A 26,387-nucleotide genomic window follows, 5' to 3' on the forward strand; every position below is an offset into this window, starting at 1 on the left:
GGAAGGCGGGGCCGCGATGGGGGCGGGGTTCCTGCACCTTGTGGGGGACTGGGGGGAACTATCCCCCGACATGGAAAGATGGACCGGACCAGCAACGGCCGGCCGGAGGAACCGGTGCGGGCCGCCCTCCACGTGGAGGGGATCGGGGATCGAAGTCGAGGAGTGACAAGGCCGTGAGCACGACGATGCCGACCGACGCCCAGCGGTGGCGGTGCACCCAATGCGGGAACCTGACCCGGTTCGACGTGACCCGCACCGTCCGTTCGCGGGACTACCTGCACTTCGACCTGTCCGGTGACAGCCGCTTCGAGGAGAGCGAGACGCTGAGCGAGACGGTCGAGCAGGTCCGGTGCCGTTGGTGCAACGCGGTCGACTCCGTCGAGGTCGTCGACCGTCCGGCGGGCGAGACCGTTGCGGCGGAAGGCCCCGTGGGGCGGGCATGAGCACCGACTCCGACGGGACGGCGGGCGCCGAACCGGAGGACGTCGGGACGTCCGCGCCGGAGCAGTCCTCCCACGCCTCCGGCAACGGCGGGGTACCTCTCGTGCTCCCGGAGAGCGTGCGGACCCGCGTCATCGACTACGGGTCCGACGTTCTCGGCGGGCTGCCGATCACCGATCTCCCCCCGGTGCTGCGTAGAGTCGCCAAGTTCGAGCCGCGCAGACGGGCCCGGCTCGCCGGCCCGCAGATCGCCGCCCAGTTGGAGACGGACGCGACGTTTCGTGGACGGGTCGCCGAACGCATGGAGGCGGTCTGGCCCGAGCTGACCGAAGGGCTGCGCAAGGGGGTGGTGCCCCCCGCCGCCGATCCGGTGACGGTCGCCGCGGCCGCCTATCTCATCCGCCCTGACGGCTGGGTCGACGTCGTCAACCGGGTCAACAGCGAGTTGGAGCGGCGAGCCAGCGCCAAGGAGGCCGACGAGGCGGCCGAGACCATCGCCGAGCTCCGCCGTCAGATCGGCGAGCTCAAGGACGAACACCGTGACGAGGTGATCCGGCTCCGCGCCGAACTACGGGAGCAGCGCGGCGAGATCGCCGAGTTGCGCCGGCGGATCCACGCCGAGCGACAGCGGGCCAAGGAGGCGATCGGCCGCGCCGAGCAGGCGATCGCCGAGGCCGCGGACCGTAGCGGCAACGCCGCGGGACAGGTCAGCGCGGTGGAAGCGGAGAACCGGCGGCTGCGCAACCGGCTGGCCGCCGCCGAGGCCCAGGTGGACAACGCCCGCCGCGCCGCCCGCGCGGGGCGCAGCGCCGAAGAGGCGCGGCTGCGGGTCCTCGTCGACGTGCTGCTGGACGCGGCGCACGGGCTGCGTCGCGAACTGGCGCTGCCCACGTCCATCGAGAGCCCGGCGGACCTGGTGGCCGGCGGGGCGCGCGGGCGGACCCCCATGACGGGAGGGCTGCCCACGGACGATCCCGCCCTGATCGACCAGCTGCTCACCATGCCGCGCGTCCATCTCCTGGTCGACGGCTACAACGTCACCAAGACGGGCTATGGCACGCTCCCCCTGGCCGATCAGCGCACCCGGCTGATGGCCGGCCTCGAGGGGTTGGCGAGCCGTACCAAGGCCGAGATCACGTGCGTCTTCGACGGGGCGGAGGTCGACCTCCCGCCCGTGCAGTCCGGCCAGCGACGGGTGCGCCTGTTGTTCAGCGAGCCGGGGGAGACCGCCGACGAGCTGATCATCCGGCTCGTCCGGGCCGAACCCTCGGGACGGCCCTTGGCGGTGGTCACCTCCGACCGGGAGATCGTGTCCGCGGTCCGGCGCGAGGGGGCCCACGCGGTGCCCTCGGCGCTGCTGCTGCGCCGCCTGGACCCCTCGGCTTGAGAGGCCCGGCCGCGCGGGAGCACGCGGTGTGGGCGGGGTGGCGGGCGCCGGCAGGTCACGATTGCAGCGTGGTCTTTCGCCTCCTGACGGACACGGATGCGGACATCAGGGCGCCGTCTGACCGAAAGCGGCCAGGTGGGCGGGGTCGGCTCCCGAGGTGGAGGGCTGCGGTGACACCTCTGGGACGACTGTGTCCGCCGTTACAAGTGCCCTGTTGTGGTTGAGCCCGGTGGGGTCGTCCGCTAGGTTCTATCCGGAGCTTGATCGCTTCCGCGCCGCAGTGGCGGACTCGTGGTAGCCCGACCGCGCGCGGGAGGTTCGCCCGATCGTGCGGGAGCACGTGGTCGTGCTGCCGCGTCAACGACCCCCCACGCACGGGACGGCGGTTCCCCCGCCGCCTGGCTCGCGTGCGCCGTGATCGCTGGCGCCGACCCCTCGCCCATCCCCACTCCCGCAGCGGACTTTGATGAAGGAGCGTGTACCGCCCATGACTGACAACGGTGGTCGGCGCACGGCCCGCCGGATCGTCACCGGTCTCGGAGTCGTGGCCGCAGGAAGCATCATCCTGCCGTCCGGCATCGCCCACGCCGAGCCGGAGCAGACGCAGGAGGAGGCCGAGCAGAGGCTCGCGGAACTCCAGGAAGAGGCCGACAGCGTAGTCCAGGACTACAACCAGGCCAAGGAGGACTACGACGCCGCCAAGAAGAAGGTCGACGAGCTCGAGAAGCAGGTCGGCGACGAGGAGGACCGCTACAACGAGCTGCGTGACAAGGTCGCCCAGTTCGCCAGCGCGGCCTACCAGGGAACCGACGTCGGGTCGACGACCAACATCCTGGCCAGCGACGACCCCTCCGACATCCTCGACCAGTCGGCCGACATCGGCTACCTCTCCGAGAGCCAGCAGGCCGAGCTGGAGGAGTTCGCCGGTTCCTCCGAGCGCCTCATCAAGCTGAAGCAGGAGGCCGAGGACGCCCTGAAGGAGGCCGAGGAGCAGAAGGAGGAGGCCGAGGAGAAGAAGGACGAGGTCGAGGAGAAGATCGCCGAGCAGGAGGAGCTGCTCGCGCAGTTCCCCGGCGCCGACCCGACCGACGACGGTTCCGTCGACTCCTCCGGGGGAGCCACCTACACGGGGTCGGCCTCCGGCAGCGCGGCCACCGCTCTCGACTTCGCCTACGCCCAGATCGGCAAGCCCTACGTCTGGGGCGGTGCCGGTCCGGACGGTTTCGACTGCTCGGGTCTGACCATGCGCGCCTGGGGGGCGGCCGGCGTGAGCCTGCCGCGCACCACCTACGGCCAGGCCGAGGTCGGCCAGCGGGTCAGCCGGGACGCTCTTCAGCCGGGCGACCTGCTCTTCTTCAGTGACCTGGGGCACGTCGGCATGTACGTCGGCAACAACCAGATGGTCCACGCCCCGCGTACCGGCAAGAACATCGAGATCACGTCGCTGGCGGGCTACTGGGACGGTCAGTACCAGTTCGCCGTCCGCCCCTAGCGTTCGTCCCGTCGACCGGGACGAGTGAGATTGTTCGCCTCGCCGCCCGGGCCACGGTCTGCCGTGGCCCGGGCGGCGTCGTCGTCAAGGGGACGGGGTGCTCCTTGCAGGAAAAATGGGGCTAACGTAACGAATTGGTTGAGACCAGTCCTGGAGATGCACTAGGGTTCATCGCCGAGTGAGGTCGTCTTCTCGCCATCACCAGGATGGCGGCGGCCACTCCCGCCGAACTCCGCGCTCCACTCGCTAACTCACCCGAGGCGCGGAGACCGAGGGAGCCCAGCCCCCGCGCGACACCCCCGCCCGACCGGGCCGCGCGCCAGGGTGGCTCCCGGGAAACCCCCGCGCCCGTCGGTCAGTCCGCGGCGCCGGACTCCCCACCGAAGCCCCGTGCTCGGCCGGTAGGCGGATGACTGGGAGAAAGGTGTGCCACAACCGTGGATGAACGCCATGATCGTGGCTCTTATCGCCGCCACCTGGCGTCGGTCGGCTTCATCGCCGCCGGCGCCCTGATCCTCACCCCCGCGGTCGCCCACGCCGACCCCACGGCGCAGGACGTGCAGGAGGAGATCGAGCAGCTCGAGCGGGACTTCTCGGCACTCAACGAGGAGTACAACCAGGCCAAGCAGGACCACGACGCCGCGCAGAAGAAGCTCGAGGAGATCCAGGACGACCTCGAGGAGACCGACGAAGGGCTCGCCGCCCTGCGCGATGACGTCCGCATCCTGGCCAGCTCCGCCTACAGCGGCGTGGACTACGGCTCACCCGCCTATCTGCTCGGTTCACAGGGGCCGGAGCAGGTCCTCCGGCAGTCGGCCGACCTCGGCTACCTCTCCAGCAGCCAGCAGGCCAGCCTGGAGCGCTACTCCTCGGAGAAGGACAAGCTCGCCAAACTGGAGGCCGAGGCCCAGCAGATCGAGCAGGAGGCCGCGGACAAGCTCGCCGAGGCCGAGGAGGCCAAGGAGGAGGGCGAGGCGAAGATCGCCGAGCAGGAGGAGCTGCTCGAGCAACTCACGGCCGAAGAGCAGGAGGCGGCCACCGCCAACCTGGGCTCCACCTCGTCGGGCTCGGCGTCCTCTTCATCCTCCTCGTCCTCCGGCGGCGGCGCCTCCTACACGGGTTCGGCCTCCGGTAACGCCCGAGTGGCGCTGGACTTCGCCTACGCCCAGATCGGCAAGCCCTACATCTGGGGCGGCAACGGCCCCGACGGCTACGACTGCTCCGGCCTGACCAAGGCGGCCTGGGCGCAGGCCGGCGTCAGCCTCCCCCGCACCTCACAGGAGCAGTTCCACGCCGGGACCCGGGTCTCCTGGGACCAGCTCCAGCCCGGCGACCTGATGTTCTTCTACGGCTCCTCGCCCACCCACGTCGGCATGTACGCCGGCAACGGCAAGATGGTGCACGCCTCCACCTCGTCCAAGCCCATCGGCGAGGTCACGCTCAACGACTACTACCGCAGCGAGTTCGTCGGCGGCGTGCGTCCCTAGCCGCGGCCGCCTCCCACAGCGGACGACAGGGCCTTCCGGGCCGGGTGCAGGGTTGGATCCGGCGTCCGGAGGGCCCTTCGGCGTCCACGCGCCCCCTCGCCCCGTGGGAACCGGAGCGGGCTGCTCCTAGACTGCCCCCGTGGCCCGAACGCTGATCATCACCAACGACTTCCCGCCCCGCCCCGGTGGAATCCAGGCATTCGTGCACGCGCTGGCGCTGCGCCGGCCGCCCGGTTCCGTGGTGGTCTACTGCTCCTCCCCGGCGCGCCGGCCCGGCGCGCGTGGTTGGCGCGATCCCGAGGCGTTCGACCTGCGCCAGCCCTTCCCGGTCATCCGGGAGCGCACCTCGGTGCTGTTGCCCACCCCGGGCGTGCTGCGCCGGGCCCGTTCCATCGCCCGGCTGGAGGAGTGCGACTCGGTCCTCTTCGGTGCCGCCGCCCCGCTCGGGCTGCTGGCCGGCGGGCTGCGCCGAACCGGAGCGCGGCGCATCGTCGCGCTGACCCACGGACACGAGGCGGGCTGGGCGGCGCTGCCGGGTGGCAGGGAACTGCTGCGGCGGATCGGCGAGCAGACCGACGTCCTGACCTACCTGGGTGAATACACGCGCACCCGGCTGGCCCGCGCGCTCACCCCCGAGGCCGCGGCGCGCATGCGCCATCTGGCGCCGGGCGTGGACGTGGACCGGTTCCGGCGCGGGGCGGGGGGCGCGTGGGTGCGGGAACGGTACGGGCTGGGGAACCGACCGGTCGTGGTGTGCGTGTCGCGGCTGGTGCCCCGCAAGGGGCAGGACACGCTGCTGCGGGCCTGGCCCCGGGTGCTCGCCGAGGTGCCCGAGGCGGCGCTGCTGATCGTGGGGGGCGGCCCTTACCGGTCCCGGCTGGAGCGGTTGGCCCAGGAGCTGGGGGTGGATCGGTCGGTGCGCTTCACCGGGTCGGTTCCCTGGGAGGAGCTTCCCGCCCACTACGACGCCGGTGACGTGTTCGCGATGCCGTGCCGTACCCGCAACGGGGGCCTGGACGTCGAGGGCCTGGGGATCGTCTACCTGGAGGCGTCGGCGACCGGGTTGCCGGTGGTCGCGGGGGACTCGGGTGGGGCCCCGGACGCGGTCGAGGAGGGGGAGACCGGTCACGTGGTCGACGGCACGCGCCCCGGCCCCACCGCGCGCGCTGTGGTCCGGCTGCTGCGCGACCCCTCGGCCGCCAGGGAGATGGGGGAGCGCGGCCGGGCCTGGGTGGAGAAGGAGTGGAGCTGGGACCGGGCCGCGGCCCGGCTGGGGGAACTGCTGGAGGGGTAGGGCGGGGGCGGCCGGTGCGCGTCTCCTCCACCGACCGCCCCGTGGATCAGCCCCCGTAGATCTCCTCGATCTCACGCTCGAACTGCCGGGCCACCACGTGCCGCTTCACCTTCAGCGACGCGGTGAGCTGGCCGCCCTCCTCGGTGAAGTCCACCGGCAGGATCTTGAACTTGCGGACCGATTCGGCGCGGGAGACGGCCTTGTTGGCGTTGTCGACCGCCTGCTGGACCGCGGCGACCAGGTCGGGGTCGGAGATGAGCGAGGCGAGCTCCCCCTCCTTGCGGTTCTGCTTCTTCCAGAACTCCAGGGCCTCGGCGTCCAAGGTGATCAGGGCGGACACGAAGTTGCGGTTGTCGCCGACGACCATGCACTGGCTGACCAGCTCGTGGCCGCGGATGCGGTCCTCGATGACGGCCGGGGCGACGTTCTTGCCCCCGGCGGTCACGATGATCTCCTTCTTGCGGCCGGTGATGCGGATGTAGCCGTCCTCGTCGAGCGAGCCGAGGTCGCCGGTGCGGTACCAGCCGTCCTCGTCGAAGGCCTCGGCGGTCGCCTTGGGGTTGCCCCAGTAGCCGCGCATGACGTGGTCGCCCTTGATGAGCAGCTCGCCGTCCTCGCCGATCCGCACCGAGACGCCGGGGAAGGGCGGGCCGACCGTGCCGATCTTGTTGGCGTCGGGGCTGTTCACGGCGGTCGGGGCCGAGGTCTCGGTCAGCCCGTACCCCTCGATGATCGTCAGCCCGACACCCCGGAAGAAGTGCCCCAGCCGCTCGCCCAGCGCGGACCCGCCGGAGACCGCGTAGCCGGCCCGGCCTCCCACGGCCGCCAGGATCTTGCCGTAGACCAGTTTGGCGAACAGGGCGTGCTTGAGCTTGAGCAGCAGTCCGGGGCCGCCGGAGTCGAGGGCGCGGCTGTAGGCGATCGCGGTCTCGGCCGCGGCGTGGAAGATCTTTCCCTTGCCCTCGGAGACGGCCTTCTGCTCGGCCTTGGTGTAGACCTTCTCGAAGACCCGCGGCACGGCCAGCAGGAACGTCGGCCGGTACACGCCGAGGGTGTCGATGAGTTCGGGGCCGGTGGTGGGGAAGTGGCCGAGCACCGTCTTGGACTCGATGCAGCCGACCTGGATGATGCGCGCGAAGGAGTGGGCGAGCGGCAGGAAGAGCAGTGTCGAGCGCCCCTCCACCGTGAAGACCTCCCGAAGCGGCCCCTCGATGATGTTGAGGATCGTGAACAGGAGGTTGCGGTGGGTCAGCTCACAGCCCTTGGGGCGTCCGGTGGTGCCGGAGGTGTAGACGAGCGTCGCGAGATCGTCGGCGCTTCCCGCGCGACGGCGCTCCTCCACGACCGCCCCGTCGATCTCGCCGCCCGAGGCGGTGAACTCCTTCAGCCCACCGTCCTCGATGCGCCACACCGAGGTGAGGGAGGGGAGGTCGGCGCGTACCGCCTCGACCCGGTTCTCGTGCTCGGCGGTCTCGACGAACACGGCGACGCAGCCGGAGTCGCCGAGGATCCACTGGACCTGCTCCTCGGAGGAGGTCTCGTAGATGGGGACGGTCACACCGCCCACGGCCCACACGGCGTAGTCGATGGCGGTCCACTCGTAGCGGGTGCGTGACATCAGGCCGACGCGGTCGCCGTGCCCGACGCCGGCGGCGATCAGGGCCTTGGCGATGGCGGTCACCGTGGCGCCGAACTCCCCGCAGGTCACGTCGTGCCACTGCCCCGACTCCAGACGCCGGAGCATGACGGTGTCAGGCTCCTGCGCGGCGCGCGCGAAGACGGTGTCGGTCAGACGCGCGTCGGTAGGGATCTCGACCTTTATTGGACGGCTGTACTCGCGCACGTGGTCAGCTCCTGGACGATACGGGTTCGACGAGGGAACGTGAGGACGGTAACAAGTTCTGCTACCGGCCGGTAAAACCGGCTTCTCTTTGGTATGGGATAGTGATCCTGGACCAGACCGCGGTGCGCGGCCGGAGCCGGAGGCTCTGTGCCTGGAAAAGCCAAGTATGCACCGGTAGGGTGCTGCGGAAGCACAGATGAGCGGGTTACGCGCTGGTAGGCGACGAGCGCCACGTTCCCTGACCGACGGAACCGTTTCTCCCGCCCCACCCTGAAACCCTCCGGGGTTCCCCCTGGTTTCCCGCCCGCGTGGAACTCCCGGCGCCATCGTCCGGTTAACGTGACAGGAGACCGACGAACAGGCAGGTGACCATGGCACAGCCGAACCGCGACCCCGCGCCCTCCTCCGAGCTCATCGACGAGGCGTTGCGCCTGGTGGACGCGTTGCAACGGAAGCTGATCATCGCCGGTGTGCGGCGAGGCGTCACCAACGTCGTCTCCACCCCGCCACCTCCCAAGGGCGACGTGTGGGAGCAGGCCGTGGCCGAGCAGACCCGGCGCGATGAGCCGCCCCTGGACCAGGTCATCGACATCGTGCGGACCGCCGCCCCCCAGGTCGTCGGGCATCTCGGCCGGGCCGGGTCGGTTCTCGTGGGCGCGGTCGGCCAGGCCTGGGACGTCTTCGAGCGCGCCCGCGAACAGGCCGAGCGGGAGCGCCGCAACGGCTCCGCGCGCCCGGACGGGTCACGGGGCGGGGCCGACGGCCACCACTGAACCGGGGCGCTGGTTTAATCCAATGGTTTACTCCATTCGAGCGCCCGGGAAACCCCGGGCAGCGCGCCCGGACATGAGGTGAAAAGGAGCCGTCCATGCGGTTGACTATCGGCGTTGACATCGGTGGCACGAAGGTCGCCGCCGGCGTTGTCGATCCGGATGGACGGATCCTCACGAAGGTCAAGCACCCCACCCCCGCCAACGACAGCTCGGCCATCGCCGACGTGGTCTGCGACGCCATCGAGGAGCTGATGGCCACCCACCCCGACGACACGTTCGCCGGGGTCGGGGTCGGTACCGCGGGCTTCGTCGACGAGGGCCGTTCCGTCGTCGTGTTCGCGCCCAACCTCGCCTGGCGCAACGAACCGCTCAAGGAGCGGATCCAGCGCCGCATCGACCTGCCCGTGGTCATCGAGAACGACGCCAACGCGGCGGCCTGGGGAGAAGCCCGCTTCGGGGCCGGCCGCGACACCGGCAACGTGGTGTGCGTGACGCTGGGGACCGGCATCGGCGGAGGGGTCGTCCTGGACGGGCGGCTGTACCGGGGACGCTACGGCATCGCCGCCGAGATCGGGCACTACCGCATCGTCCCCAACGGGCGCCGGTGCGGTTGCGGCAACCACGGCTGCTGGGAGCAGTACGCCAGCGGCCGGGCCCTCGTCGCCGAGGCCCAGGACCTCGCCAGAACCGAGCCCCGTCGCGCCGAGCGCCTGCTCAAGCTCGCCGACGGCGATGTGGCGCGTATCCAGGGCCCCGAGATCACCCAGGCGGCCCTTGAGGGCGACGGCGCCGCGTTGGAGTGCTTCCGGATCGTCGGTCACTGGGTCGGTCTGGGACTGGCCGACATGGCGGCCATCCTCGACCCCGAGTGCTTCGTCATCGGCGGCGGCGTCTCCGAGGCCGGCGAGATCCTGCTCGAACCCGTCCGCGCGGCGTTCGCCAGAAGCGTCACCGGCCGGGTCACCCGCCGGCTCGCGGAGATCCGCACGGCCGAGCTCGGCGCCGAGGCGGGCCTGGTCGGCGCGGCCGACCTCGTGGAACGCTGACCTCCCGGCTCCCGGCCGCGACCGTGTGGCCGGGAGCGGGTCACGCCTGCCCGAACGGGGTATCCCCTGGGCATGGCGGTGCTGCGGGTCCTGTCCTACAACGTCCGTTCACTCCGCGATGACGTCGACGCGCTCGTCCGGGTCGTCAGGGCCTGTCGTCCCGATGTCCTCTGCCTCCAGGAGGCGCCCCGGTTATGGCGGTGGCGCAGCCGGCGACGTCGCTTCGCCCGGGCGGTGGGCCTGGCCCCCGTGGTCAACCGGCGTGTCGGGGGCCTGGCGATCCTCGCGGCCCCCGATGTCAGGGTCGTCCGGACCGCCCACCATCGGCTCACCTACCACCTCGGGCTGCACGTACGGGCGGTCTCGATCGCGGTGGTGGAGATGGCCGGACGCCGTGTCGCGCTCGCCACCACCCACCTGGACCTGCACCAGGGCGCGCGCCTCCAGCACGCCGCGGAGGTGGTGGAGCGCCTGGCGGCCGTCACGGGGGACGGGGTGGATCCCGTGCTCACCGGCGACATCAACGAGGAGGCGGACGGACCCGCCTGGCGGCTGTTGGCGTCGGGCATGGTCGACACCGGTGCGACCGTTCCCCGAGGCGGGGAGATGACCTTCACCGCGCGGCGCCCGCGTAAGCGCATCGACGCGATCTTCACCGGGCCCGGGCTGCGGCCCGTGGGCGCGGGAGTGCCGTTGGAACTGGTCAGCGAAGCCGACCTCGAGCTCGCCACGGATCACCGGCCGCTGCTGGCCGAGATCGCGCTGTGAGCGGGGCCGGTCGCCCTCACAGCACGGCACCGTCGTCGGGCCCGCTGTCCCGTGGCGGGCGATCGCCCATGCGCGCCACCAGCACCACGAATCCGACGATGAACGCGCCCACGGCGAGGAAGGCCAGCCAGCCCGGGATGCGCATGCCCACCAGCATCGATCCCAGCAGAAGGAGCGGTCCTCCAAACAGCCCGCCCCAGGACAACCGGCTGACGAGGTCACCGCGCGGTAGTGGGGGAGGCGGCGGCGGGACGTAGTGCCCCTCGTCCTCCTCGACCACGCCCTCGCGCCGGCCTCGTCGGGACACGGTCGGCGTCTCGTCGGTGGCGTGCTCCTCGTCCGGCTCCGGTGGGCGCTCGCGTTCGCCCGGGGAGACGTTCTCGGCGTCGGGCCACACCGGCGGCCCGAGGTCGCCGGCGCCCTCCTGGGCGTAGAAGCGTGCCACCAGGTCGGCCCAGACCTCCTCGTCCTCCCCGTCGGCCGGCGCCGCGGGATCGCGCCGGCCGGTCTGCGCCGTGGTGGTGGGAGCCTCGTCCAGCCCGGCGATCGCGTCGTCGCCGGGCTCGGTGGCGGACTCCCGGAGCCCGGGAAGTTCCGCGCGCAGGATCTCCTCGGCGGCGGAGCGCTCGTTGGTGTCGACGTAGAGGTGGTCGGTCGGGGGCTCCTCGAGCGTGATCCCGTCCGGCTCCAGCACGTCCTCGCCCAGCGGGACCGCGTAGGCGGCGATCCCGGCCCGGCGCAGCGCGTCGAGCATGACGTCGGCCAGCGCCGGAGGCAGCAGGATCAGCGGCACGTAGGAGTCCGCGAGCAGGCCGTTGCCACGACGGTGCGTCATGCTGCTGTCCCTTCCCCGCTCCGGCTGTGCCCGCGCACGAAGGCGAGGCTTCCCTCGAAGACGGTTTGCGCGTCGTGGTCGAGTGTCGCGACGTGGTAGCTGTTCTCCAGCGTCACGACGGTCACCGTCGTGTTGACCGCTCCCTCGGTGAGGATACGCATGCTCGCGGGACCGATCACGTGATCCTCGGAACTGCGGTAGGCCAGGATCGGCGCGGTGATCGAGGCGAGCCCGCGTCGCGTCGCCCGCCACAGCCGGGGCAGCGTCGCCGCCGCGGCGAGCGGCACGCGGTCATAGCCGTGCTCGTCCACACCCGGCCTCTTGATGTCGTTGGTGAGACCGCGCGTGGACCGGAGCACGTGTTTGAGGAGCGGGGCGACGTGCAGGCCCCGGTTCTCCACCGCGATCGAGGGGTTCACCACGACGATCCCCGACACCGCGCCGGGGTGGAGCTGGGCGAGCCGCAACGCCAGGCACCCGCCCATCGACAGGCCCATCACGAAGACCTCGTCGCAACGTCCGCGCAGGTCCTGCAGGGCCTCCTCCGCGGTGGCGAGCCACTGGTCGGAGGTGGTCAGGTTCATGTCCTGCCACGTGGTCCCGTGTCCGGGGAGCAGGGGAAGACGTACCGTCATCCCCGCGGCGGCCAGGTGATCGGCCCAGGGCCGCATCGACCGCGGGCTTCCGGTGAAACCGTGGCACAGCACCACGCCGACGGACCCGCCGTCGTGCCGGAAGGCCCCGGCGCCTGGCAGTAACGACATGGGTTCTCCCTCGACAGTCCTGTGTGCGTCGTCGCGCCGTCGGCGTAGCGCACCGGGTCTACGAAATTAGCTCAGGGACAAGGCCCCCGTAACCCCCGCCCTGGTGTGGCGGAGGAGTGGGCCGAAGGTCCCCTACCCCCAGGTAACCAGAGCCGACATTGGTAGTAGGCCGCGAGCGATGCGAAGATAACGGCGATTGTTCGTGGAAGCGGGAAGGTGAGCGTGACAAGTCAGGGCGACCCCTCCCCGTGCGTGCGGGGGTGAATCCGGGTGTTCTACTGGGTGGTCAAGGCGATTCTCGGCCCGGTGCTCGCGGTGCTGTGGCAGCCGCGGGCCGAAGGCGTCGAGAACGTACCGAGGCACGGACCGGCGATCATGGTGAGCAATCACCTCTCTTTCTCCGACCACTTCTTCGGGCCCCTCCCTCTTCCCCGCAAGATCACCTTCCTCGCCAAGGCCGAGTACTTCACCGGCAAGGGCGTCAAGGGGCTGGCGAGCAGGCTCTTCTTCACCGGAGTCGGACAGATCCCGATCGACCGGTCCGGAGGCAAGGCCAGTGAGGCCGCGCTGCGCACCGGCCTGAAGGTGCTCAAGCAGGGCAGGCTCCTCGGCATCTACCCCGAAGGCACCCGCTCACCCGACGGCCGGCTCTACCGAGGCCGGACCGGCGTGGCCCGCCTGGCCCTGGAGTCGGGTGCCCCGGTCGTGCCGATGGCGATGATCAACGTCGACAAGATCATGCCTCCGGGACGGACCCTGCCCCGGCTCGGGATCCGGCCCAAGGTGGTCTTCGGTGAACCGCTCGACTTCTCCCGCTATCAGGGCATGGAGAAGGACCCGAGGGTGCTGCGGGCCGTCACCGACGAGATCATGTACGCCCTGATGAAGCTCTCCGGGCAGGAGTACGTCGACCGCTACGCCCAGTCGGTCAAGGCGGAGCTGGAGGCCGCGGCCAAGGAGGAGCGCAAGGAGCAGCACGCCGGACGCAAGGAGCAGCGCCGCGCCGAGCGCGAGTCGAAGAAGACCGAACGCGCGCGGAAGAAGGCGGAGAAGAAGGCGCAGCGCCGACAGCGGAAGGCCGAGCGTCGGGGAGAGGCCGGCGAGGACGCCGGCTCCACGGGCTGACCCCTCCCCGGATCGACGACCACGGCGCGCGTCGAAGGGGCGGGCGCCACACGGTGCCCGCCCCTTCGACGCGCGACACCACCCCGGCTACCCCAGGTCGGCCCAGCCCTTGGAGCGTTCCACCGCCTCGCGCCAGCGACGGTAGGCGGCCTCGTCACGCTCGCCCGGCTCGAAACGCAGATCGAGTTTCCAGGTGTCGACCAGTTCCTCGGTGGAGGACCACACGCCCGCGCCGAGCCCGGCCAGGAAGGCCGCTCCCAGCGCGGTGGTCTCCTGGATCCGTGGCCGGGCCACGCTGACGCCGAGCTGGTCGGCCTGTAGCCGGCACAGCAGGTTGTTGGCCGAGGCCCCGCCGTCCACCCGCAGCTCGGGAAGTTCGGTGCCCGACGCCTTGGTCATCGCCTCGGCGACGTCACGGACCTCGAAGGCGATCGCCTCCAGCGTGGCGCGGGCGAGGTGGGCGCGTCGGGTGCCACGGGTGATGCCGAAGATCGCGCCACGCGCCTGGGGGTCCCAGTCGGGCGCGCCCAGACCGGTCAGGGCGGGGACGAACACCACGCCCCCGGAGTCGGGAACGCTGGTGGCCAGGGCCTCCGACTGGGGGGCGCTGTCGATCAGCCCCAGGCCGTCGCGCAGCCACTGCACCGCGGCGCCGGTCACGAAGATGGAGCCCTCCAGGGCGTACTCCAACCGGCCGTCGGGGTGCTGCCACAGCACGGTGCTCAGCAGGCCGTGCTCCGGCGCGACGGGTTCGCCGCCGGTGTTGAGCAGGACGAAGGACCCGGTGCCGTAGGTGCACTTGGAGGTGCCGGGGGAGTAGCAGGTCTGTCCGAACATCGCGGCCTGCTGGTCACCGGCGATGCCGGCGATGGGGATGCGCAGGCCCAGGAACTCCTCGGGCGAGGTCTCGCCCAGGGCGCCGTAGGAGGGGACGACCTCGGGCAGCGCCTCCATGGGGACGCCGAACAGCTCGCACAGCTCGGGCGACCACGAGCCGGCCCTGATGTCGTAGAGGAGGGTGCGCGAGGCGTTGGAGGCGTCGGTGATGTGGCGCGCCCCGCCGGTGAGCCGTGCGACGATGTAGGAGTCCACGGTTCCGATCGCGACATCGCCGGCCTGGACGCCCTTCCAGGCCCGTTCGTCGTTGCGCGCGATCCAGGTCAGCTTCGTGGCGGTGAAGTAGGGGTCCAGGCGCAGCCCGGTCAGTTCGGTGATCCGCTCCTCATGCCCCTCCTCACGCAGTGAGGAACAGATGCCGGCGGTACGGCGGTCCTGCCAGACGATCGCACGGCGTGGCGCGGTGGCGCGTTTGCGGTCCCACAGCACCGCGGTCTCACGCTGGTTGGTGATTCCCAGACAGGCCGGCTGGACCCCGGCCGCGTCGATCGCGGTCTGGCAGGCGGCCAGGGTGGCCTGCCAGATCTCCTCCGGAACGTGCTCGACCCATCCGGTATCCGGGTAGTGCTGGGCGAATTCCTGGTAACCGCGGGCGAGGACGGTCCCGTTCTCGCTTACCATCAGCGCTGTCACGCCGGTGGTCCCGGCGTCGATGGTGAGCACGGTCATGGGGTTGGCCTCCAGTAGCTCGGACGACTATGGTCTAGACCATGTGAGGTGTGCGGTACGGCGACGGTGTCCCGTGAAGGGGGCGCATCCCGGAGATCTACCCGGGTGTGAACATCTTTCAACTCTTTTGGGACCCGCTTCCGTGACGCCTGTCACAGTGCCGTCGCCTGGTCGGCGGCGGCGCACCGCGAGGTCGATGATCCATGTTCGAGGCGTCGCGGGTGACCCCATGGCGCTGGTTTCCAACGGGAATTTGAGGAGTACACGCATGCGAGTCGGGGTTCTGACCGGAGGCGGCGACTGCCCGGGGCTGAACGCGGTCATCCGCGCGGTGGTCCGCAGGGGTATCAAGGACTACGGCTACGAGTTCGTCGGCTTCCGTGACGGCTGGCGCGGACCGCTCGAAGGCGACACCATGCCGCTGGACCGCGCGGCCGTGAGCGGGATCCTCCCGCGCGGTGGCACGATCCTGGGGTCCTCGCGCACCAACCTGATGAAGATCGAGGGCGGTGTCGAGCGGGTCAAGGACAACCTCGCGGGTCTCGGGGTCGACGCCCTGGTCGCCATCGGCGGCGAGGACACCCTCGGCGTCGCGCGTCAGCTCCACGACTTCGACGTCAAGGTCGTCGGCGTCCCCAAGACCATCGACAACGACCTCAACGCCACCGACTACACCTTCGGCTTCGACACCGCGGTCAACATCGCCACCGAGGCGATCGACCGGCTGCACACCACCGCCGAGTCCCACCACCGCGCGCTCATCGTCGAGGTCATGGGCCGCCACGCGGGCTGGATCGCGCTGCACTCCGGCATGGCCGCCGGCGCCAACGTCATCCTCATCCCCGAGCGCCCCTTCGACATCGACGAGGTCGTCGCCCACGTCGAGAGCCGCTTCAAGACCAACTACGCGCCGATCATCGTGGTCGCCGAGGGGGCCCACCCCAAGGAGGGCCAGATGGAGCTCGCCAGCGGCGAACGCGACGCCTTCGGCCACGTCCGGCTCGGCGGCATCGGCCAGCGCCTGGCCGAGGAGATCGAGTCGCGCACCGGCAAGGAGGCCCGCTCGGTCGTCCTGGGCCACGTCCAGCGCGGCGGCACCCCCTCGGCGTTCGACCGCGTCCTGGCCACCCGCCTGGGCCTGGACGCCATCGCCGCCGTCCACGACGGCGACTTCGGCAAGATGGTCGCCCTCCAGGGCACCTCCATCGTCCGGGTGGAGCTGGCCGCGGCCACCGACAAGCTCAAGACCGTTCCGGTCGAGCGCTACCAGGAGGCCGAGGTCTTCTTCGGCTAGGCCGGTCCACGGATCCCGCGCTCGGGGCCCCGCTCACAAGGGCGGGGCCCTTCGCGTGCCAGGAGGTCCGCGCCGGGACGAAGGTGGTCCAACCGGTTGCGCGCGTGTTCGATACTGGAGTACGGGACCCCACGAGCGAGCCCCGATCCCCTTTCACCGAATCACCTGGGAGGCGTCGTCATGTCCGCCACGTCCGACCACGCGGTCGTCGAAGCGCGAGAGGACGCTGTCGGCCCGGCGCCCAGTGCCCCGGAGGGTCTGGACGGCCTGGGCGAGCTGTGCGTCCTGATGAAGCTCGGCGAGATCGTTCTCAAGGGCAGCAACCGGCACCTGTTCGAGCGCCGGCTGCACAACAACATCCGGGCCGCGGCCAAGGGACTGCCCGAACTCAAGATCTCCCAGCGCAAGGGCATCATCATGCTGCGCCTGCCCGGAGCCTCCGACCTGGAGGTCGCCGAGCTGGCCGAGCGCATGTGCAACGTCATGGGCATCGTCTGGGTGCACCTGGTACGCCGGGTCGCCAAGGACCTCGACACGATCACCGACGTCGCGGTGCGTTCCATGGCCGAGCGCACCGGTACCTTCGCGGTGCGGGCCCGCCGCCGTGACAAGCGTTTCCCCCTGATCTCCTCCGAGCTCGCCGCGCACGTCGGCTCCGCCGTCAAGAAGGCCCACCCCCACCTCGACGTCAAGCTCAAGAACCCCGACAACACCGTGTCCATCGAGGTGGACAAGGACGAGGCGTTCGTCTTCACCGACGGCATGCCCGGCCAGGGGGGACTCCCCGTCGGTATGAGCGGACGCGCCCTGGTGCTGATGTCGGGCGGCATCGACTCCCCGGTCGCCGCGCACCGGATGATGCGCCGCGGTCTCAAGGTGGACTTCCTGCACTTCTCGGGGATGCCCTTCACCGGGCCCGAGTCGATCTACAAGGCCTACAGCCTGGTCCGCCAGCTCGACCGCTTCCAGGGGGGATCGCGGCTGTTCGTCGTCCCCTTCGGCAAGGCCCAGCAGCAGATCAAGAACTCCGGCGTCGAGCGGCTCCAGATCGTCGCCCAGCGCCGTCTCATGCTCAAGACCGCCGAGGTGCTCGCCGACCGTCTCGGCGGCGCGGCCCTGATCACCGGTGACGCCCTGGGACAGGTCTCCAGCCAGACCCTGACCAACATCACGGCCCTCGACGACGCCGTGGACCTGCCGATCCTGCGCCCCCTCGTGGGCATGGACAAGACCGAGATCATGGACCAGGCCCGTCGCATCGGCACGCTGGCGATCTCCGAGCTGCCCGACGAGGACTGCTGCACGCTGCTCACCCCGCGACAGGTCGAGACCGCCGCCAAGATCGCCGACCTGCGCCAGATCGAGAAGCGGCTGGACGCCGAGGAACTCGCCGACTACCTCGCCGGAACCGCCCAGCTGCACAAGCCCAGCTACTTCGGCGGCCCCGAGTCGATGCCCGCCGGGGCCTGACCCGCTCCGCCGGGGCGGAGGCGCTTGGCCTCCGCCCCGGGTGGCTCCCGGACGTTCGCGTCGTGACACGTCGATGGCGTCCGCGGAGCCGGATGCGGCGCCTCACACGCCCATGGCCACCGCCTCCGGAGCCGGCGTGAGGACGCGGCCCAGCGCGTTCGGCAGTGTCCGGACCAGCGTGGCCAGCTCCTCCAGGTCCTCTCCGACCAGCGCCTGGGGGCCGTCGCACAGGGCGGTCTCGGGGTGGGGGTGGACGTCGACGATGAGTCCGTCAGCGCCCACCGCGATCGCCGCGCGCGACAGCGGCAGCACCAGGTCGCGTCGGCCCCCCGAGTGCGACGGGTCGACGATCACCGGAAGGTGCGACAGGCGCTGGGCGACCGGGACCGCGCTGATGTCCAGGGTGTTGCGGGTGGCCTTCTCGAAGGTGCGGATGCCGCGTTCGCACAGCACGATGTCGAGGTTGCCGCGCTGGGCGATGTACTCCGCGGCCATCAGCCACTCCTCGATGGTGGAGCTCATCCCCCGCTTGAGCATGACCGGCCGGCCGGCGTCGCCGACGGCCTGAAGCAGCGCGAAGTTCTGCATGTTGCGGGTGCCGACCTGGAGCATGTCGGCGTAGGAGGCGACGAGTTCCACGTCCGCCGCGTCGACGACCTCGGTGACGATCGGCAGCCCCGTCTCCGCCCGCACGTCCGCCAGGATCCGCAGACCGGCCTCGCCCAGCCCCTGGAAGGCGTAGGGGGAGGTGCGCGGCTTGTAGGCGCCGCCACGGAGCAGCGCGGCACCGGCCGAACGCGCCATCAGGGCGGCCTTGAGCGTCTGTTCCGGCGTCTCCACCGCGCACGGGCCGGCGATCAACGTCATCCCATCGCCGCCGATCGGCACGCCCGCGACGCTGACCACGGTCCGGCTGACGTGGTTCTCCCTGCTGACCAGCTTGTAGGGGGCCGAGATGCGCAGCACGTCGCTGACCCCGGGAAGGGCGCGCAGCCCCAGCCCCTCGAACCGCTCGACGTCGCCGACCAGGCCGATGATCGTCCGGCTCACGCCGCGCGTCACATAGGCCTCGCCCCCCGCCGCGGCCACCAGCTCGACGACGGCGTCGATGTTGTCGGAAGAGGCTTCGGGAGCCATCACGATGACCATGTGCTTCGTCCTCAGCAATCGGTGTGAGATCGGGAAGAGCCGGAAAACGAAAAGAGCCCCGGGCCGTTCGGCCCGGGGCTCTTCGAAAGTCGTCCGTGTCAGCGCAGCGCTAGTCGGGCGACCGTCCTACCCAAGGGCCGGTAGCCATAAAAGCGCCAAAACTTCCGCTGCATAACAGTGACTATAGCGCACCTCGTTGTATCCGCCGCGACACCGGGGTCTGCTCGGGCGGGCCGGGGAAGCCTGGCAGGATTGCCGGGACGGCCACGAAGGAGAGCGATGTCGCAGCATCGACTGCCCCCCGGACAGTACGAGCCACGCGAGTGGCCGGCCGTGCACTACGGGCCGGTGCCCCGTTTCCGTCCGCACCGTTGGGACCTGCGTGTCTACGGTGCGACACAGGATCCGCGAGGTCACCGCTGGACATGGCCGGAGTTCGCGGAGTTACCGGTCACCGAGGTGGTGGCCGACTTCCACTGTGTCACCAGGTTCACCATCCTCGACAGCCGATGGGGAGGGGTTCCGGCGACCAGGCTCGTCGAACTCGCGCCGCCGGCGCCGTCGGTCACCCACGTCATGGTGTGGGCGGAGTACGGCTACAGCGCCAACCTGCGCATCGACGACTTCCTGCGCCCCGAGGTCCTGCTGGCGACGCACCGTGAGGGGCGGCCGCTCTCACCCGAGCACGGCCATCCGCTGCGGCTCGTGGTCCCGCACCTGTACGCCTGGAAGAGCGTCAAGTGGCTGCGGGCGATCGAGTACCTGACCGCCGACCGCCGTGGCTTCTGGGAGGAGAGGGGGTACCACAACCTCGCCGACCCCTGGGCCGAGCAGCGCTACTCCTACCAGGAGGAACCGGGACAAGGTCCACCCTTGGTCTGAAGCCGGTGCGGTGGCTCCCGAGAACGCCCCACCCGCCGTAGGCCGATCCTCTAGCTTGTGGCGCATGGTCTATGTCGCGATCACCGCGGGCCTGATCGCCCTGGCCTGCTGTTGCGAGCTGCTGCGACGGGTGTCCGCCGAACGCAGCCGTGCCGCCGCGCCGGTCGCCGAGACGACGAGGAGCACCCTGGGCATCGCCGCGCTGGCGGCACCCGCGTTGCGCCAGGGGCTGCGCAGTGGTCCGGCGGGCAGGGCGGTGCGGCACCTGCGCGTACTGCTGGGGGCCCGCGCCGTCGCCATCGTCGACGCCGAAGGGCTCCTGGCCTGGGACGGCGCCGGGCCGGGATGCGTCGACGCCGTCGAACTCGCCCGGCCGGTCCTCGCGGGGGGCCGGCCCCAGACGCTGCCCCGGCCCTCCTGTGACGACTCGGCGTGTCCCCTGGGAAGCGGCGCCGTCGCCCCGCTCACGGTGGCCGACCGGGTGGTGGGGGCGCTGTTGGCGTTCGGCCGGCCCGGTGTGCCCGCGCTCACCGAGGCGACGGTCGAGGTGGCCAGGTGGGCCTCGGGCCAACTCGAACTCGCGGATCTGGACCGGGTCCGCGCCCGGCTGGCCGACGCCCAATTGCGGGCGCTGCGGCTCCAGATCTCACCGCATTTCGTCTACAACTGCCTGACGACGATCGCCTCCTTCGTCCGCACCGATCCGGTGCGGGCCCGCGCCCTCCTGCTCGACTTCGCCGATTTCGCGCGGTACTCCTTCCGTAGTTCCCGCAACCTCACCACGCTGGAGGAGGAACTCCGGTCGATCGACCGCTACCTGGCCCTGGAACGGGCCCGCTTCGGTGGTCGGCTGAGCCTGAAGGTCCGGGTGGCTCCCGAGGTGCTCTCGGTGAAGGTCCCCTTCCTGTGCCTGCAACCACTGGTGGAGAACGCGATCCGGCACGGTCTGGAGACGCGGACGGGGACCGGCCTGGTCAGCCTGACCGCCCGTGACGCCGGTCCCGAGGCCCATATCAGCGTCGAGGACGACGGTGTGGGAATGGATCCGGAACGTCTGCGCGCGATCCTCGCGGGGGAGGCCGCCGGGACGTCGGGGATCGGGCTGGCCAACGTCGACGAGCGGCTGCGCAACATGTTCGGCGACGCCTACGGGCTGGTCATCGAGACCGGGATCGGGATGGGGACCAAGGTGAACCTGCGTATTCCGAAATTCCGTCCCGAGGGGATGGGGGGATGAGGGCGCTTGTCCTGCTTCCGGACGGAGTCGGGCGAGCCACCCGCAGGAATAAAAGGAAAAATGGGGCAAATAACAGTGCGGTAAATAGAGATCCCATCGCATTACCGTAAAACGGTTGCGGCTGGCAGAAGGCTCGGACATTCTCAGTGGCATGCTCCGTGTCCTCGCAGTGGACGACGAGGTTCCGGCACTGGAGGAGATGGCCTACCTGCTTCGGCGTGACCCCCGTGTGGCCGATGTCGTCACGGCAAGCGACGCCACGACGGCGATGCGGCTCATCGGTGAGCGTGTCGCGGCCGGCCTCCTGGATGTCCTCTTCCTGGACATCCACATGCCGGGACCGAGCGGAATCGACATCGCCCGCTTCATCTCGGCGCTGCCCCGGCCCCCCGCCATCGTCTTCGTCACGGCCTACGAGGACCACGCGGTCACCGCCTTCGAGCTGCGCGCCGTCGACTACCTGCTCAAGCCCCTCAGGGAGGAGCGTCTCAGCGAGACCCTGGGACGCCTGACCCACGTCCACGCCCCCGACCCCTCGCCCGAGCGGGTGGCCGTGGAGCTCGCCGGGCGCACCCGCTTCATCTCACGCGCCGACATCTGGTACGCCGAGGCCCGGGGAGACTACGTCAGGTTGCGCACCGCGGAGGGAAGCTACCTGATCCGCAGCACCCTCGGGGCGCTGGAACGCGCCTGGACCGGTGCCGGCTTCGTGCGCGTGCACCGGAGCATGTTGGTGGCCGCCCGGCATGTCTCAGAACTGCACTCCGACGGTACGAGGACCAGGGTGAAAGTCGGCGACGAGCTGCTGCCGGTGAGCCGTAGACAGACCCGCGAGGTACGCGATCGCCTCCTGCCGCCGCCGCCGGGGGAGGAAGAACCGGCGTGAGCGAGCCGCCCCTCCTCGACGGCGTGGCCACGAAGACACGGCGCAGTGTGGTCGCCGGTCCGGCCACCCGGCAGGCCCTGACGGAGCAGGGGGGAGCGCAGCCCCTCGCACCCGCGCCGCGCCGCGTGGTCGACATCGCCGCCCACATGCGCCACCAGCTCCTGTTGGGCGCGGCCTGTGTGCTGCCCTGCCTGCTCCTCGCCATGGGGGCGCCCCTGCTGTGCGGGGCCGTCCCGAGGCTCTTCGGCAGCCAGTTCGGCTGGGCCGTCTTCGTGATGTTCCTGCCGCAGCTCGCCCTGTTCTCGGTGGGATGCTACGTGCGGATGGTCGAACGCGGTGAACAACGGTGCCGGTGCGCGACGCGACGGGACCTCCCGTGACCTCACCGATGGGCGGTGCGCTGCTGGCGCTCACGGCTCTGCTGGCCACGCTCCTGGTCGTCGGCTACCTGACCCGTTCCCGCGCCACCTCCGACTTCAGCGTCGCCGTCCGCCCTGTGTCGTCGAGGTCGGCGGCGGCCGCGGTGTGCGGGGAGTTCCTCTCGGCGGTGCTGTTCCTGGGCTCCAGCGGCATCGTGCTGGCCTCCGGGGTGCGCGGCGCCTGGTTCTTCTCGGGGATCGCCCTGGGCTATGTCCTGCTGGCCACGCTGGTGATCGCGCCCCTGCGACGCAGTGGCGCCTACAGTCCCTCCGACTTCGCGGAGTGGCGGCTGGGCTCGCGCGTGGCGCGCCGGATCGTCACCGCGAGCGTCGTGCTCGCCTCCGTGCTGTACCTGCTGGTGCAGTACGTCGCGGCCGGGATGCTCACCCGGGAGCTGACCCACGTGCCCGAATGGGGCGCCTGGGGTGCGCTCCTCGTCCTCACGCTGTCGGTCGTGCTCGGTTCGGCCGGGGGATCCAGCACGGGGTTCCAGGCCCTGCACTTCTGGTTCAAGCTGGTGGCCATCGGGCTGCCGGCCCTCGTGCTGGCCGGAGTGTGGTGGGGACACGGGGGGGACACCGGGACGATGTCGGGACCGCCGGTGTTCCACGAGTCGATGGGGGTCGACATCGACCAGGGGCAGCACGTCGTGGTCTCCGAGTCGACCCTGGTGCGGGTCGAGGGACGGATCAACGGGGTCGCCTACACCGGCGAGGACGGCGCGGTCGTGTTGGAGCCCGGCATGTACGAGGTCGAGGGCGGGACCCGGATGTCCTTCGCCGAGGGAGCCCCCGTTCCCCACCGTTCCTTCCTGCCGGTGCTCGACACGGGGGAGTGGAACGGGGTGCACATGGGCCCCTTCACATGGGACGGGTATTCGATCTACCTCGCGCTGGTGCTGGGGGTCATCGGCCTTCCACAGTTCGTGGCCCGTTTCTACGGGACCACGGGGCCCAGATCGGCCCGCCGGACGCTCATCCTGGTACTCGCCCTGCTCTCGGTGTTCTCCGTGGCTCCGATCCTGCTCGGGGGACTCGGCCGCGTCCACACCCCCGACCTCCTGGTCACCGGCCGGCTGGACCTGTTGCCGTTGGAGCTGCCGAAGCGCCTCCTGCCGGGGTCCACCGGCATGGTGTTGACCGCGCTGCTCGCCGCGGGGGCCGCGGCGGCGGTGGTCACGGCGTCGGTCGCGTTGACCTCCGCGGTCGCCGGGATGATCGCCCAGTGCGCGGGAGCCGGCGACCGCCGGGCCTTTTGGGGTGGGGCGGTCCTGGCCCTGGGCCTGCCGCTGGCCCTGATAGCGCTCGTTCCCGAGGTCACCGAGCTGGGCCTCAACGTGCTGGCATTGGTGGCGTTCCAGGTCAGCGCGGTGACCGTCGCCCCGCTCCTTCTCCTGGGGATCTGGTGGCGCGGTCTGACCGACGTGGGCGCCGCGTCGGGGGTGCTCTTCGGAATGGCCGGAACGGCCCTGTGCGTGAGCGCCGGGGCGCTGGGCTGGACGACGGACGTGGAGGGCGGAGCCGTCGCGCTGGCCCCGACGCTGTTCCTGTTCCCGCTCACGCTGGCCGTGATGGTCACCGTCTCCTGGTGCACCCGCCATCGGGTGCCCGCGGACGTGGACGAGAAGCTGGCCCGTATGCACCTGCCGGGTCATGCGTCCTGACACAGGGGATGACCGTTCATCGTCCGAGGATGACCGTTCGGCGTGAACCGTTCCCCGCGTGGCGACGCCGCCGCACCGCCCGCCGATCAGACGCCCCGAACCTCTCCGCGGGCCCCCCACTGGGCCTAGTGTGATGCCACAGGACGGGCCGGAGAGGAACGAACCGGCCTGGACCGACCGGAACCGGCTCAGCCCGGAACCGGATGAACAGGGGGAGGAACGGCGCCGCGCTCCAGACGGCCGGGGAACCGTCGGAGCGAAGAGGGGAACGGCGCCGGAAGGAGCCGCCCGGGCGCCACGAGGGTGGAGCCCGGGCGGTACCGTCGTGCCGGAATCCGCCGACGCGGGCCCGGCCACGACGGGAACCCCCTCAGGGGGACGAGGTCCGGTGCGTCGGGACGCTCACCCCCGGTACGCGGGCCCCGCTTCGGGCTCACGGGGCCGCCGGCCCGCGTTACCGGAGACCGCCCCCGAAACCACGGGCGTCCGGCCGGCGAGAGGCCGGGCGAAGACGGCGCTGGAAGCCGGGCGACAGAAGGCGTCCTTCCCGCGGGCGGACCTCAGTCGTCGTCGCCGCCACGTCCACGGCCCCTGTCGCCGCCCCCGAACGGGGTCGCCCAGATCTGGACCTCACTGCCCTTCTCCGCCTCGCCTTGGGGGGAGTACTCGGTCACCCGGTCGCCCAGGATCCGGTGGACGGTGACGGTGAAGCCCAGCTCCTCCAGCTTCTTCTTCGCGTCGTCGACCTTCCACCCGGTGATGTCGGGGATCTCGACCTGTTCGGGGCCCGAAGAGACGGTGAGGGTGACGGTCACCCCCTTCTCGACCCCCGCGCCCTCGCCGGGGCTCTGCTCCATGACCTGTCCGGCGGGAACGTCGTCGCTGGGCTTCTGGGTGACGTCCACCTGCAGCCCCTTGTCCTCCAGCAGGCTCCTGGCCTCGTCCTGGTCACGGCCGACGACGTCGGGCAACTCGAAGCCGGCGCTGACCGTCAGGGTCACCGCCTCCTCGCGATCGGCCTGCTCGCCGCTTTCGGGGTCGGAGGACAGCACCGTCCCGGACTTCTGGTCGTAGGAGACCGTCGTCTCCTCCTCGATCAGGGTGATGCCGTTGTCCTCCAGCAGGGTGCGCGCCTCTTCGACGGGCTTGCCCACGACATCGGGCATCTCGACGCTCTGGGGTCCCTTGGACAGGGCCACCGTCACGGTCTCGCCCGGAAGGAGTCGGCCGTTGGCCGCCGGAGTCGACTCGGCGATCGCGTCGATCTCGGCCTCGTCGCTGTAGACGGCCTCCTCGGCCACCTCCAATTTCAGACCGTGGCTGGCCAGCTCCTGTTGGGCCTGCTCGCGCGACATCCCCACCAGGTCGGGGACGCTCTCGTAGCGACCGAGCAGCATCCACCAGCCGAAGCCCAGCAGGGCCACCAGCACCAGGGAGCCGACGAGCAGGATCGGCAGGTTCGCGCCGGGGCCGCTCCGTCGCCGTCGGTGGCCGGAGCCCTCGGAGGCGAGGCCGATCTCATCGAGGTCGACGACGAGGGTCCGGTTGAGCTCGCTGTCCCCGCTCTCGGGCACTCCTGTGGAGGAGGCCCCCGGGGCATGGCCGACCATCGTCCCGTTGGGGCCGGTGCCGCCTCCCAGGGCCTGGTGGACCTCGAACAACGAGGCGAGGAACCGGCCGGCGTCCGCGGGACGGTAGTCGGGGTTGCGCTCGGTGGCCCGGAGCACGAGCTCGTCCACCTCGGGCGGGATGCCGGGGACGATGTGGGAGGGGGGAGGGACGTCCTCGTTGACGTGCTGGTAGGCCACGGTGATGGCGTTCTCGCCGGTGTGCGGCTGCTCGCCGGTGAGAAGCTCGTACAGCATGATGCCCGCGGCGTAGACGTCGCTGCGGGCGTCGGCCAGGCTCTGCGAGATCTGCTCGGGGGACAGGTAGGCCGCCGTGCCCATCAGGGTCCCGGTCCTGGTCAGCTCTTGCTGCGTCGCCTCGATGACCCGGGCCAGGCCGAAGTCCACGACCTTGACGCGCCCCTCCTGGTCGATCAGGACGTTCTCGGGCTTGACGTCACGGTGCACCATGCCGGCGCGATGCGCCGCGCCCAGGGCGGCCAGCACCGGGATCATGACCTGCAACGCCTCGACGGGGGAGAAGCGCCCGCGGGCCGTCAACACGTCGCGCAGCGTACGACCGGGAACGTACTCCATGGCCAGGAAGACGCGCCCCTGGTCGGTCCCCTGGTCGTAGACCTGGACCACGTTGGGATGGGACAGCTTGGCCACGGCGTGCGCCTCGTTGATGAAGCGGCGCACGAAGGTGGGGTCCTGGGCGAGCGAGGTGTGCATGACCTTCAACGCGACACGCCGGTCCAGCCGGAGGTCGTGCGCAAGGTAGACCGTCGCCATGCCTCCACCCGCCAGGCGCGCCTCGATGGAGTAGCGATGGTCGAGGGTCGCGCCAACGAGCGGGTCCGCAGTCGTCATGTCCACGAGGGTGAGTTTACGGGCGATCGCGACGATGCGGGCGGGTCGTGGCCGCGTGCCGCCACGAAACGCGGAGGCCACGGGC

22 protein-coding genes are annotated in these 26,387 nt (G+C 70.9%); 16 read left to right on the forward strand and 6 right to left on the reverse strand.

What is annotated here, in order from left to right:
• Positions 1–173 precede the first annotated feature (173 nt).
• The 5 genes from B5D66_RS05290 (at position 174) to B5D66_RS05310 (ending at position 6,101) form a co-directional block, all read left to right on the forward strand.
• Positions 174–443, forward strand: coding sequence for a hypothetical protein (locus B5D66_RS05290; protein WP_144389973.1), 270 nt, complete (start codon positions 174–176; stop codon positions 441–443).
• Complete coding sequence (locus B5D66_RS05295; RefSeq protein ID WP_078760454.1) at positions 440–1,828, forward strand: NYN domain-containing protein; 1,389 nt, start codon at positions 440–442, stop codon at positions 1,826–1,828. Before B5D66_RS05290 ends, B5D66_RS05295 begins: the two co-directional genes overlap by 4 nt.
• A 487-nt stretch (positions 1,829–2,315) precedes the next feature.
• The gene (locus B5D66_RS05300; protein ID WP_078760455.1) at positions 2,316–3,320 is read left to right on the forward strand and encodes a C40 family peptidase; all 1,005 of its coding nucleotides are present in this window, start codon (positions 2,316–2,318) and stop codon (positions 3,318–3,320) included.
• 437 nt (positions 3,321–3,757) lie between these two features.
• Positions 3,758–4,807, forward strand: a complete 1,050-nt coding sequence (locus B5D66_RS05305; RefSeq protein ID WP_078760456.1) for a C40 family peptidase — start codon at positions 3,758–3,760, stop codon at positions 4,805–4,807.
• Between the two features lie 139 nt (positions 4,808–4,946).
• The gene (locus B5D66_RS05310; protein ID WP_078760457.1) at positions 4,947–6,101 is read left to right on the forward strand and encodes a glycosyltransferase family 4 protein; all 1,155 of its coding nucleotides are present in this window, start codon (positions 4,947–4,949) and stop codon (positions 6,099–6,101) included.
• 46 nt (positions 6,102–6,147) lie between these two features.
• Here B5D66_RS05310 and B5D66_RS05315 read toward each other — a convergent pair whose 3' ends face one another.
• Entirely contained in the window at positions 6,148–7,944 is a 1,797-nt protein-coding gene (locus B5D66_RS05315) for an AMP-dependent synthetase/ligase (RefSeq protein ID WP_078760458.1), read from the reverse strand.
• Between the two features lie 371 nt (positions 7,945–8,315).
• Here B5D66_RS05315 and B5D66_RS05320 point away from each other — a divergent pair, with 371 nt between their 5' ends.
• The 3 genes from B5D66_RS05320 (at position 8,316) to B5D66_RS05330 (ending at position 10,531) form a co-directional block, all read left to right on the forward strand.
• Positions 8,316–8,717 (forward strand): hypothetical protein, encoded by a 402-nt coding sequence (locus B5D66_RS05320; protein ID WP_078760556.1) that lies wholly within the window; start codon positions 8,316–8,318, stop codon positions 8,715–8,717.
• Positions 8,718–8,812: 95 nt separating this feature from the next.
• A complete protein-coding gene (locus tag B5D66_RS05325) occupies positions 8,813–9,763 on the forward strand; it encodes an ROK family glucokinase (RefSeq protein WP_078760459.1) in 951 nt (316 codons plus the stop codon).
• Positions 9,764–9,835: 72 nt separating this feature from the next.
• Complete coding sequence (locus B5D66_RS05330) at positions 9,836–10,531, forward strand: endonuclease/exonuclease/phosphatase family protein (protein ID WP_078760460.1); 696 nt, start codon at positions 9,836–9,838, stop codon at positions 10,529–10,531.
• Between the two features lie 16 nt (positions 10,532–10,547).
• On the opposite strand, the gene B5D66_RS05335 is transcribed toward B5D66_RS05330, so the two are convergent.
• On the reverse strand, positions 10,548–11,366 hold the full coding sequence (locus B5D66_RS05335; protein WP_078760461.1) for a hypothetical protein: 819 nt from the start codon (positions 11,364–11,366) through the stop codon (positions 10,548–10,550).
• Positions 11,363–12,130, reverse strand: a complete 768-nt coding sequence (locus B5D66_RS05340) for an alpha/beta hydrolase (protein WP_078760462.1) — start codon at positions 12,128–12,130, stop codon at positions 11,363–11,365. Before B5D66_RS05340 ends, B5D66_RS05335 begins: the two co-directional genes overlap by 4 nt.
• A 270-nt stretch (positions 12,131–12,400) precedes the next feature.
• On the opposite strand from B5D66_RS05340, the gene B5D66_RS05345 reads away from it, so the two are divergent.
• Positions 12,401–13,255, forward strand: coding sequence for a lysophospholipid acyltransferase family protein (locus B5D66_RS05345; RefSeq protein WP_078760463.1), 855 nt, complete (start codon positions 12,401–12,403; stop codon positions 13,253–13,255).
• A gap of 87 nt (positions 13,256–13,342) precedes the next feature.
• Here B5D66_RS05345 and glpK read toward each other — a convergent pair whose 3' ends face one another.
• A complete protein-coding gene (gene glpK, locus B5D66_RS05350; RefSeq protein ID WP_078760464.1) occupies positions 13,343–14,821 on the reverse strand; it encodes a glycerol kinase GlpK in 1,479 nt (492 codons plus the stop codon).
• Positions 14,822–15,089: 268 nt separating this feature from the next.
• Here glpK and B5D66_RS05355 point away from each other — a divergent pair, with 268 nt between their 5' ends.
• Both B5D66_RS05355 and thiI read left to right on the forward strand, forming a co-directional pair.
• Positions 15,090–16,115, forward strand: coding sequence for a 6-phosphofructokinase (locus B5D66_RS05355; protein ID WP_078760465.1), 1,026 nt, complete (start codon positions 15,090–15,092; stop codon positions 16,113–16,115).
• Between the two features lie 180 nt (positions 16,116–16,295).
• On the forward strand, positions 16,296–17,585 hold the full coding sequence (gene thiI, locus B5D66_RS05360; RefSeq protein ID WP_078760466.1) for a tRNA uracil 4-sulfurtransferase ThiI: 1,290 nt from the start codon (positions 16,296–16,298) through the stop codon (positions 17,583–17,585).
• Between the two features lie 102 nt (positions 17,586–17,687).
• Here thiI and aroF read toward each other — a convergent pair whose 3' ends face one another.
• Entirely contained in the window at positions 17,688–18,734 is a 1,047-nt protein-coding gene (aroF, locus tag B5D66_RS05365; RefSeq protein ID WP_078760467.1) for a 3-deoxy-7-phosphoheptulonate synthase, read from the reverse strand.
• 279 nt (positions 18,735–19,013) lie between these two features.
• Between aroF and B5D66_RS05370 the strand changes: the two genes are divergently transcribed.
• From B5D66_RS05370 to B5D66_RS05390, 5 genes are all read left to right on the forward strand, one after another.
• Positions 19,014–19,616, forward strand: coding sequence for a sulfite oxidase-like oxidoreductase (locus B5D66_RS05370; RefSeq protein WP_078760468.1), 603 nt, complete (start codon positions 19,014–19,016; stop codon positions 19,614–19,616).
• Between the two features lie 64 nt (positions 19,617–19,680).
• Positions 19,681–20,853: a sensor histidine kinase gene (locus tag B5D66_RS05375; RefSeq protein WP_078760469.1), complete on the forward strand. Its 1,173-nt coding sequence runs from the start codon at positions 19,681–19,683 to the stop codon at positions 20,851–20,853.
• Between the two features lie 151 nt (positions 20,854–21,004).
• The gene (locus B5D66_RS05380; protein WP_078760470.1) at positions 21,005–21,739 is read left to right on the forward strand and encodes a LytR/AlgR family response regulator transcription factor; all 735 of its coding nucleotides are present in this window, start codon (positions 21,005–21,007) and stop codon (positions 21,737–21,739) included.
• The gene (locus tag B5D66_RS05385; RefSeq protein ID WP_078760471.1) at positions 21,736–22,119 is read left to right on the forward strand and encodes a hypothetical protein; all 384 of its coding nucleotides are present in this window, start codon (positions 21,736–21,738) and stop codon (positions 22,117–22,119) included. Before B5D66_RS05380 ends, B5D66_RS05385 begins: the two co-directional genes overlap by 4 nt.
• The gene (locus tag B5D66_RS05390) at positions 22,116–23,822 is read left to right on the forward strand and encodes a sodium:solute symporter family transporter (RefSeq protein WP_144389974.1); all 1,707 of its coding nucleotides are present in this window, start codon (positions 22,116–22,118) and stop codon (positions 23,820–23,822) included. Before B5D66_RS05385 ends, B5D66_RS05390 begins: the two co-directional genes overlap by 4 nt.
• Positions 23,823–24,382: 560 nt before the next feature.
• Here the strand turns inward: B5D66_RS05390 and pknB are convergent.
• Positions 24,383–26,308, reverse strand: a complete 1,926-nt coding sequence (gene pknB / locus B5D66_RS05395) for a Stk1 family PASTA domain-containing Ser/Thr kinase (RefSeq protein ID WP_078760557.1) — start codon at positions 26,306–26,308, stop codon at positions 24,383–24,385.
• Between the last annotated feature and the right edge of the window lie 79 nt (positions 26,309–26,387).

The organism is Marinactinospora thermotolerans DSM 45154, from assembly GCF_900167435.1.
GTDB classification, from domain to species: domain Bacteria; phylum Actinomycetota; class Actinomycetes; order Streptosporangiales; family Streptosporangiaceae; genus Marinactinospora; species Marinactinospora thermotolerans.

Bases quoted from the DNA above. Each gene is read 5' to 3' on its own strand.
- B5D66_RS05355 (WP_078760465.1), top strand. From the start codon at position 15,090: ATGCGAGTCGGGGTTCTGACCGGAGGCGGCGACTGCCCGGGGCTGAAC.
- B5D66_RS05320 (WP_078760556.1), top strand. From the start codon at position 8,316: ATGGCACAGCCGAACCGCGACCCCGCGCCCTCCTCCGAGCTCATCGAC.
- B5D66_RS05335 (WP_078760461.1), bottom strand. From the start codon at position 11,366: ATGACGCACCGTCGTGGCAACGGCCTGCTCGCGGACTCCTACGTGCCG.
- aroF (WP_078760467.1), bottom strand. From the start codon at position 18,734: ATGGTCATCGTGATGGCTCCCGAAGCCTCTTCCGACAACATCGACGCC.
- glpK (WP_078760464.1), bottom strand. From the start codon at position 14,821: ATGACCGTGCTCACCATCGACGCCGGGACCACCGGCGTGACAGCGCTG.
- B5D66_RS05300 (WP_078760455.1), top strand. From the start codon at position 2,316: ATGACTGACAACGGTGGTCGGCGCACGGCCCGCCGGATCGTCACCGGT.
- thiI (WP_078760466.1), top strand. From the start codon at position 16,296: ATGTCCGCCACGTCCGACCACGCGGTCGTCGAAGCGCGAGAGGACGCT.
- B5D66_RS05330 (WP_078760460.1), top strand. From the start codon at position 9,836: ATGGCGGTGCTGCGGGTCCTGTCCTACAACGTCCGTTCACTCCGCGAT.
- B5D66_RS05370 (WP_078760468.1), top strand. From the start codon at position 19,014: ATGTCGCAGCATCGACTGCCCCCCGGACAGTACGAGCCACGCGAGTGG.
- B5D66_RS05380 (WP_078760470.1), top strand. From the start codon at position 21,005: ATGCTCCGTGTCCTCGCAGTGGACGACGAGGTTCCGGCACTGGAGGAG.
- B5D66_RS05340 (WP_078760462.1), bottom strand. From the start codon at position 12,130: ATGTCGTTACTGCCAGGCGCCGGGGCCTTCCGGCACGACGGCGGGTCC.
- B5D66_RS05325 (WP_078760459.1), top strand. From the start codon at position 8,813: ATGCGGTTGACTATCGGCGTTGACATCGGTGGCACGAAGGTCGCCGCC.
- B5D66_RS05295 (WP_078760454.1), top strand. From the start codon at position 440: ATGAGCACCGACTCCGACGGGACGGCGGGCGCCGAACCGGAGGACGTC.
- B5D66_RS05375 (WP_078760469.1), top strand. From the start codon at position 19,681: ATGGTCTATGTCGCGATCACCGCGGGCCTGATCGCCCTGGCCTGCTGT.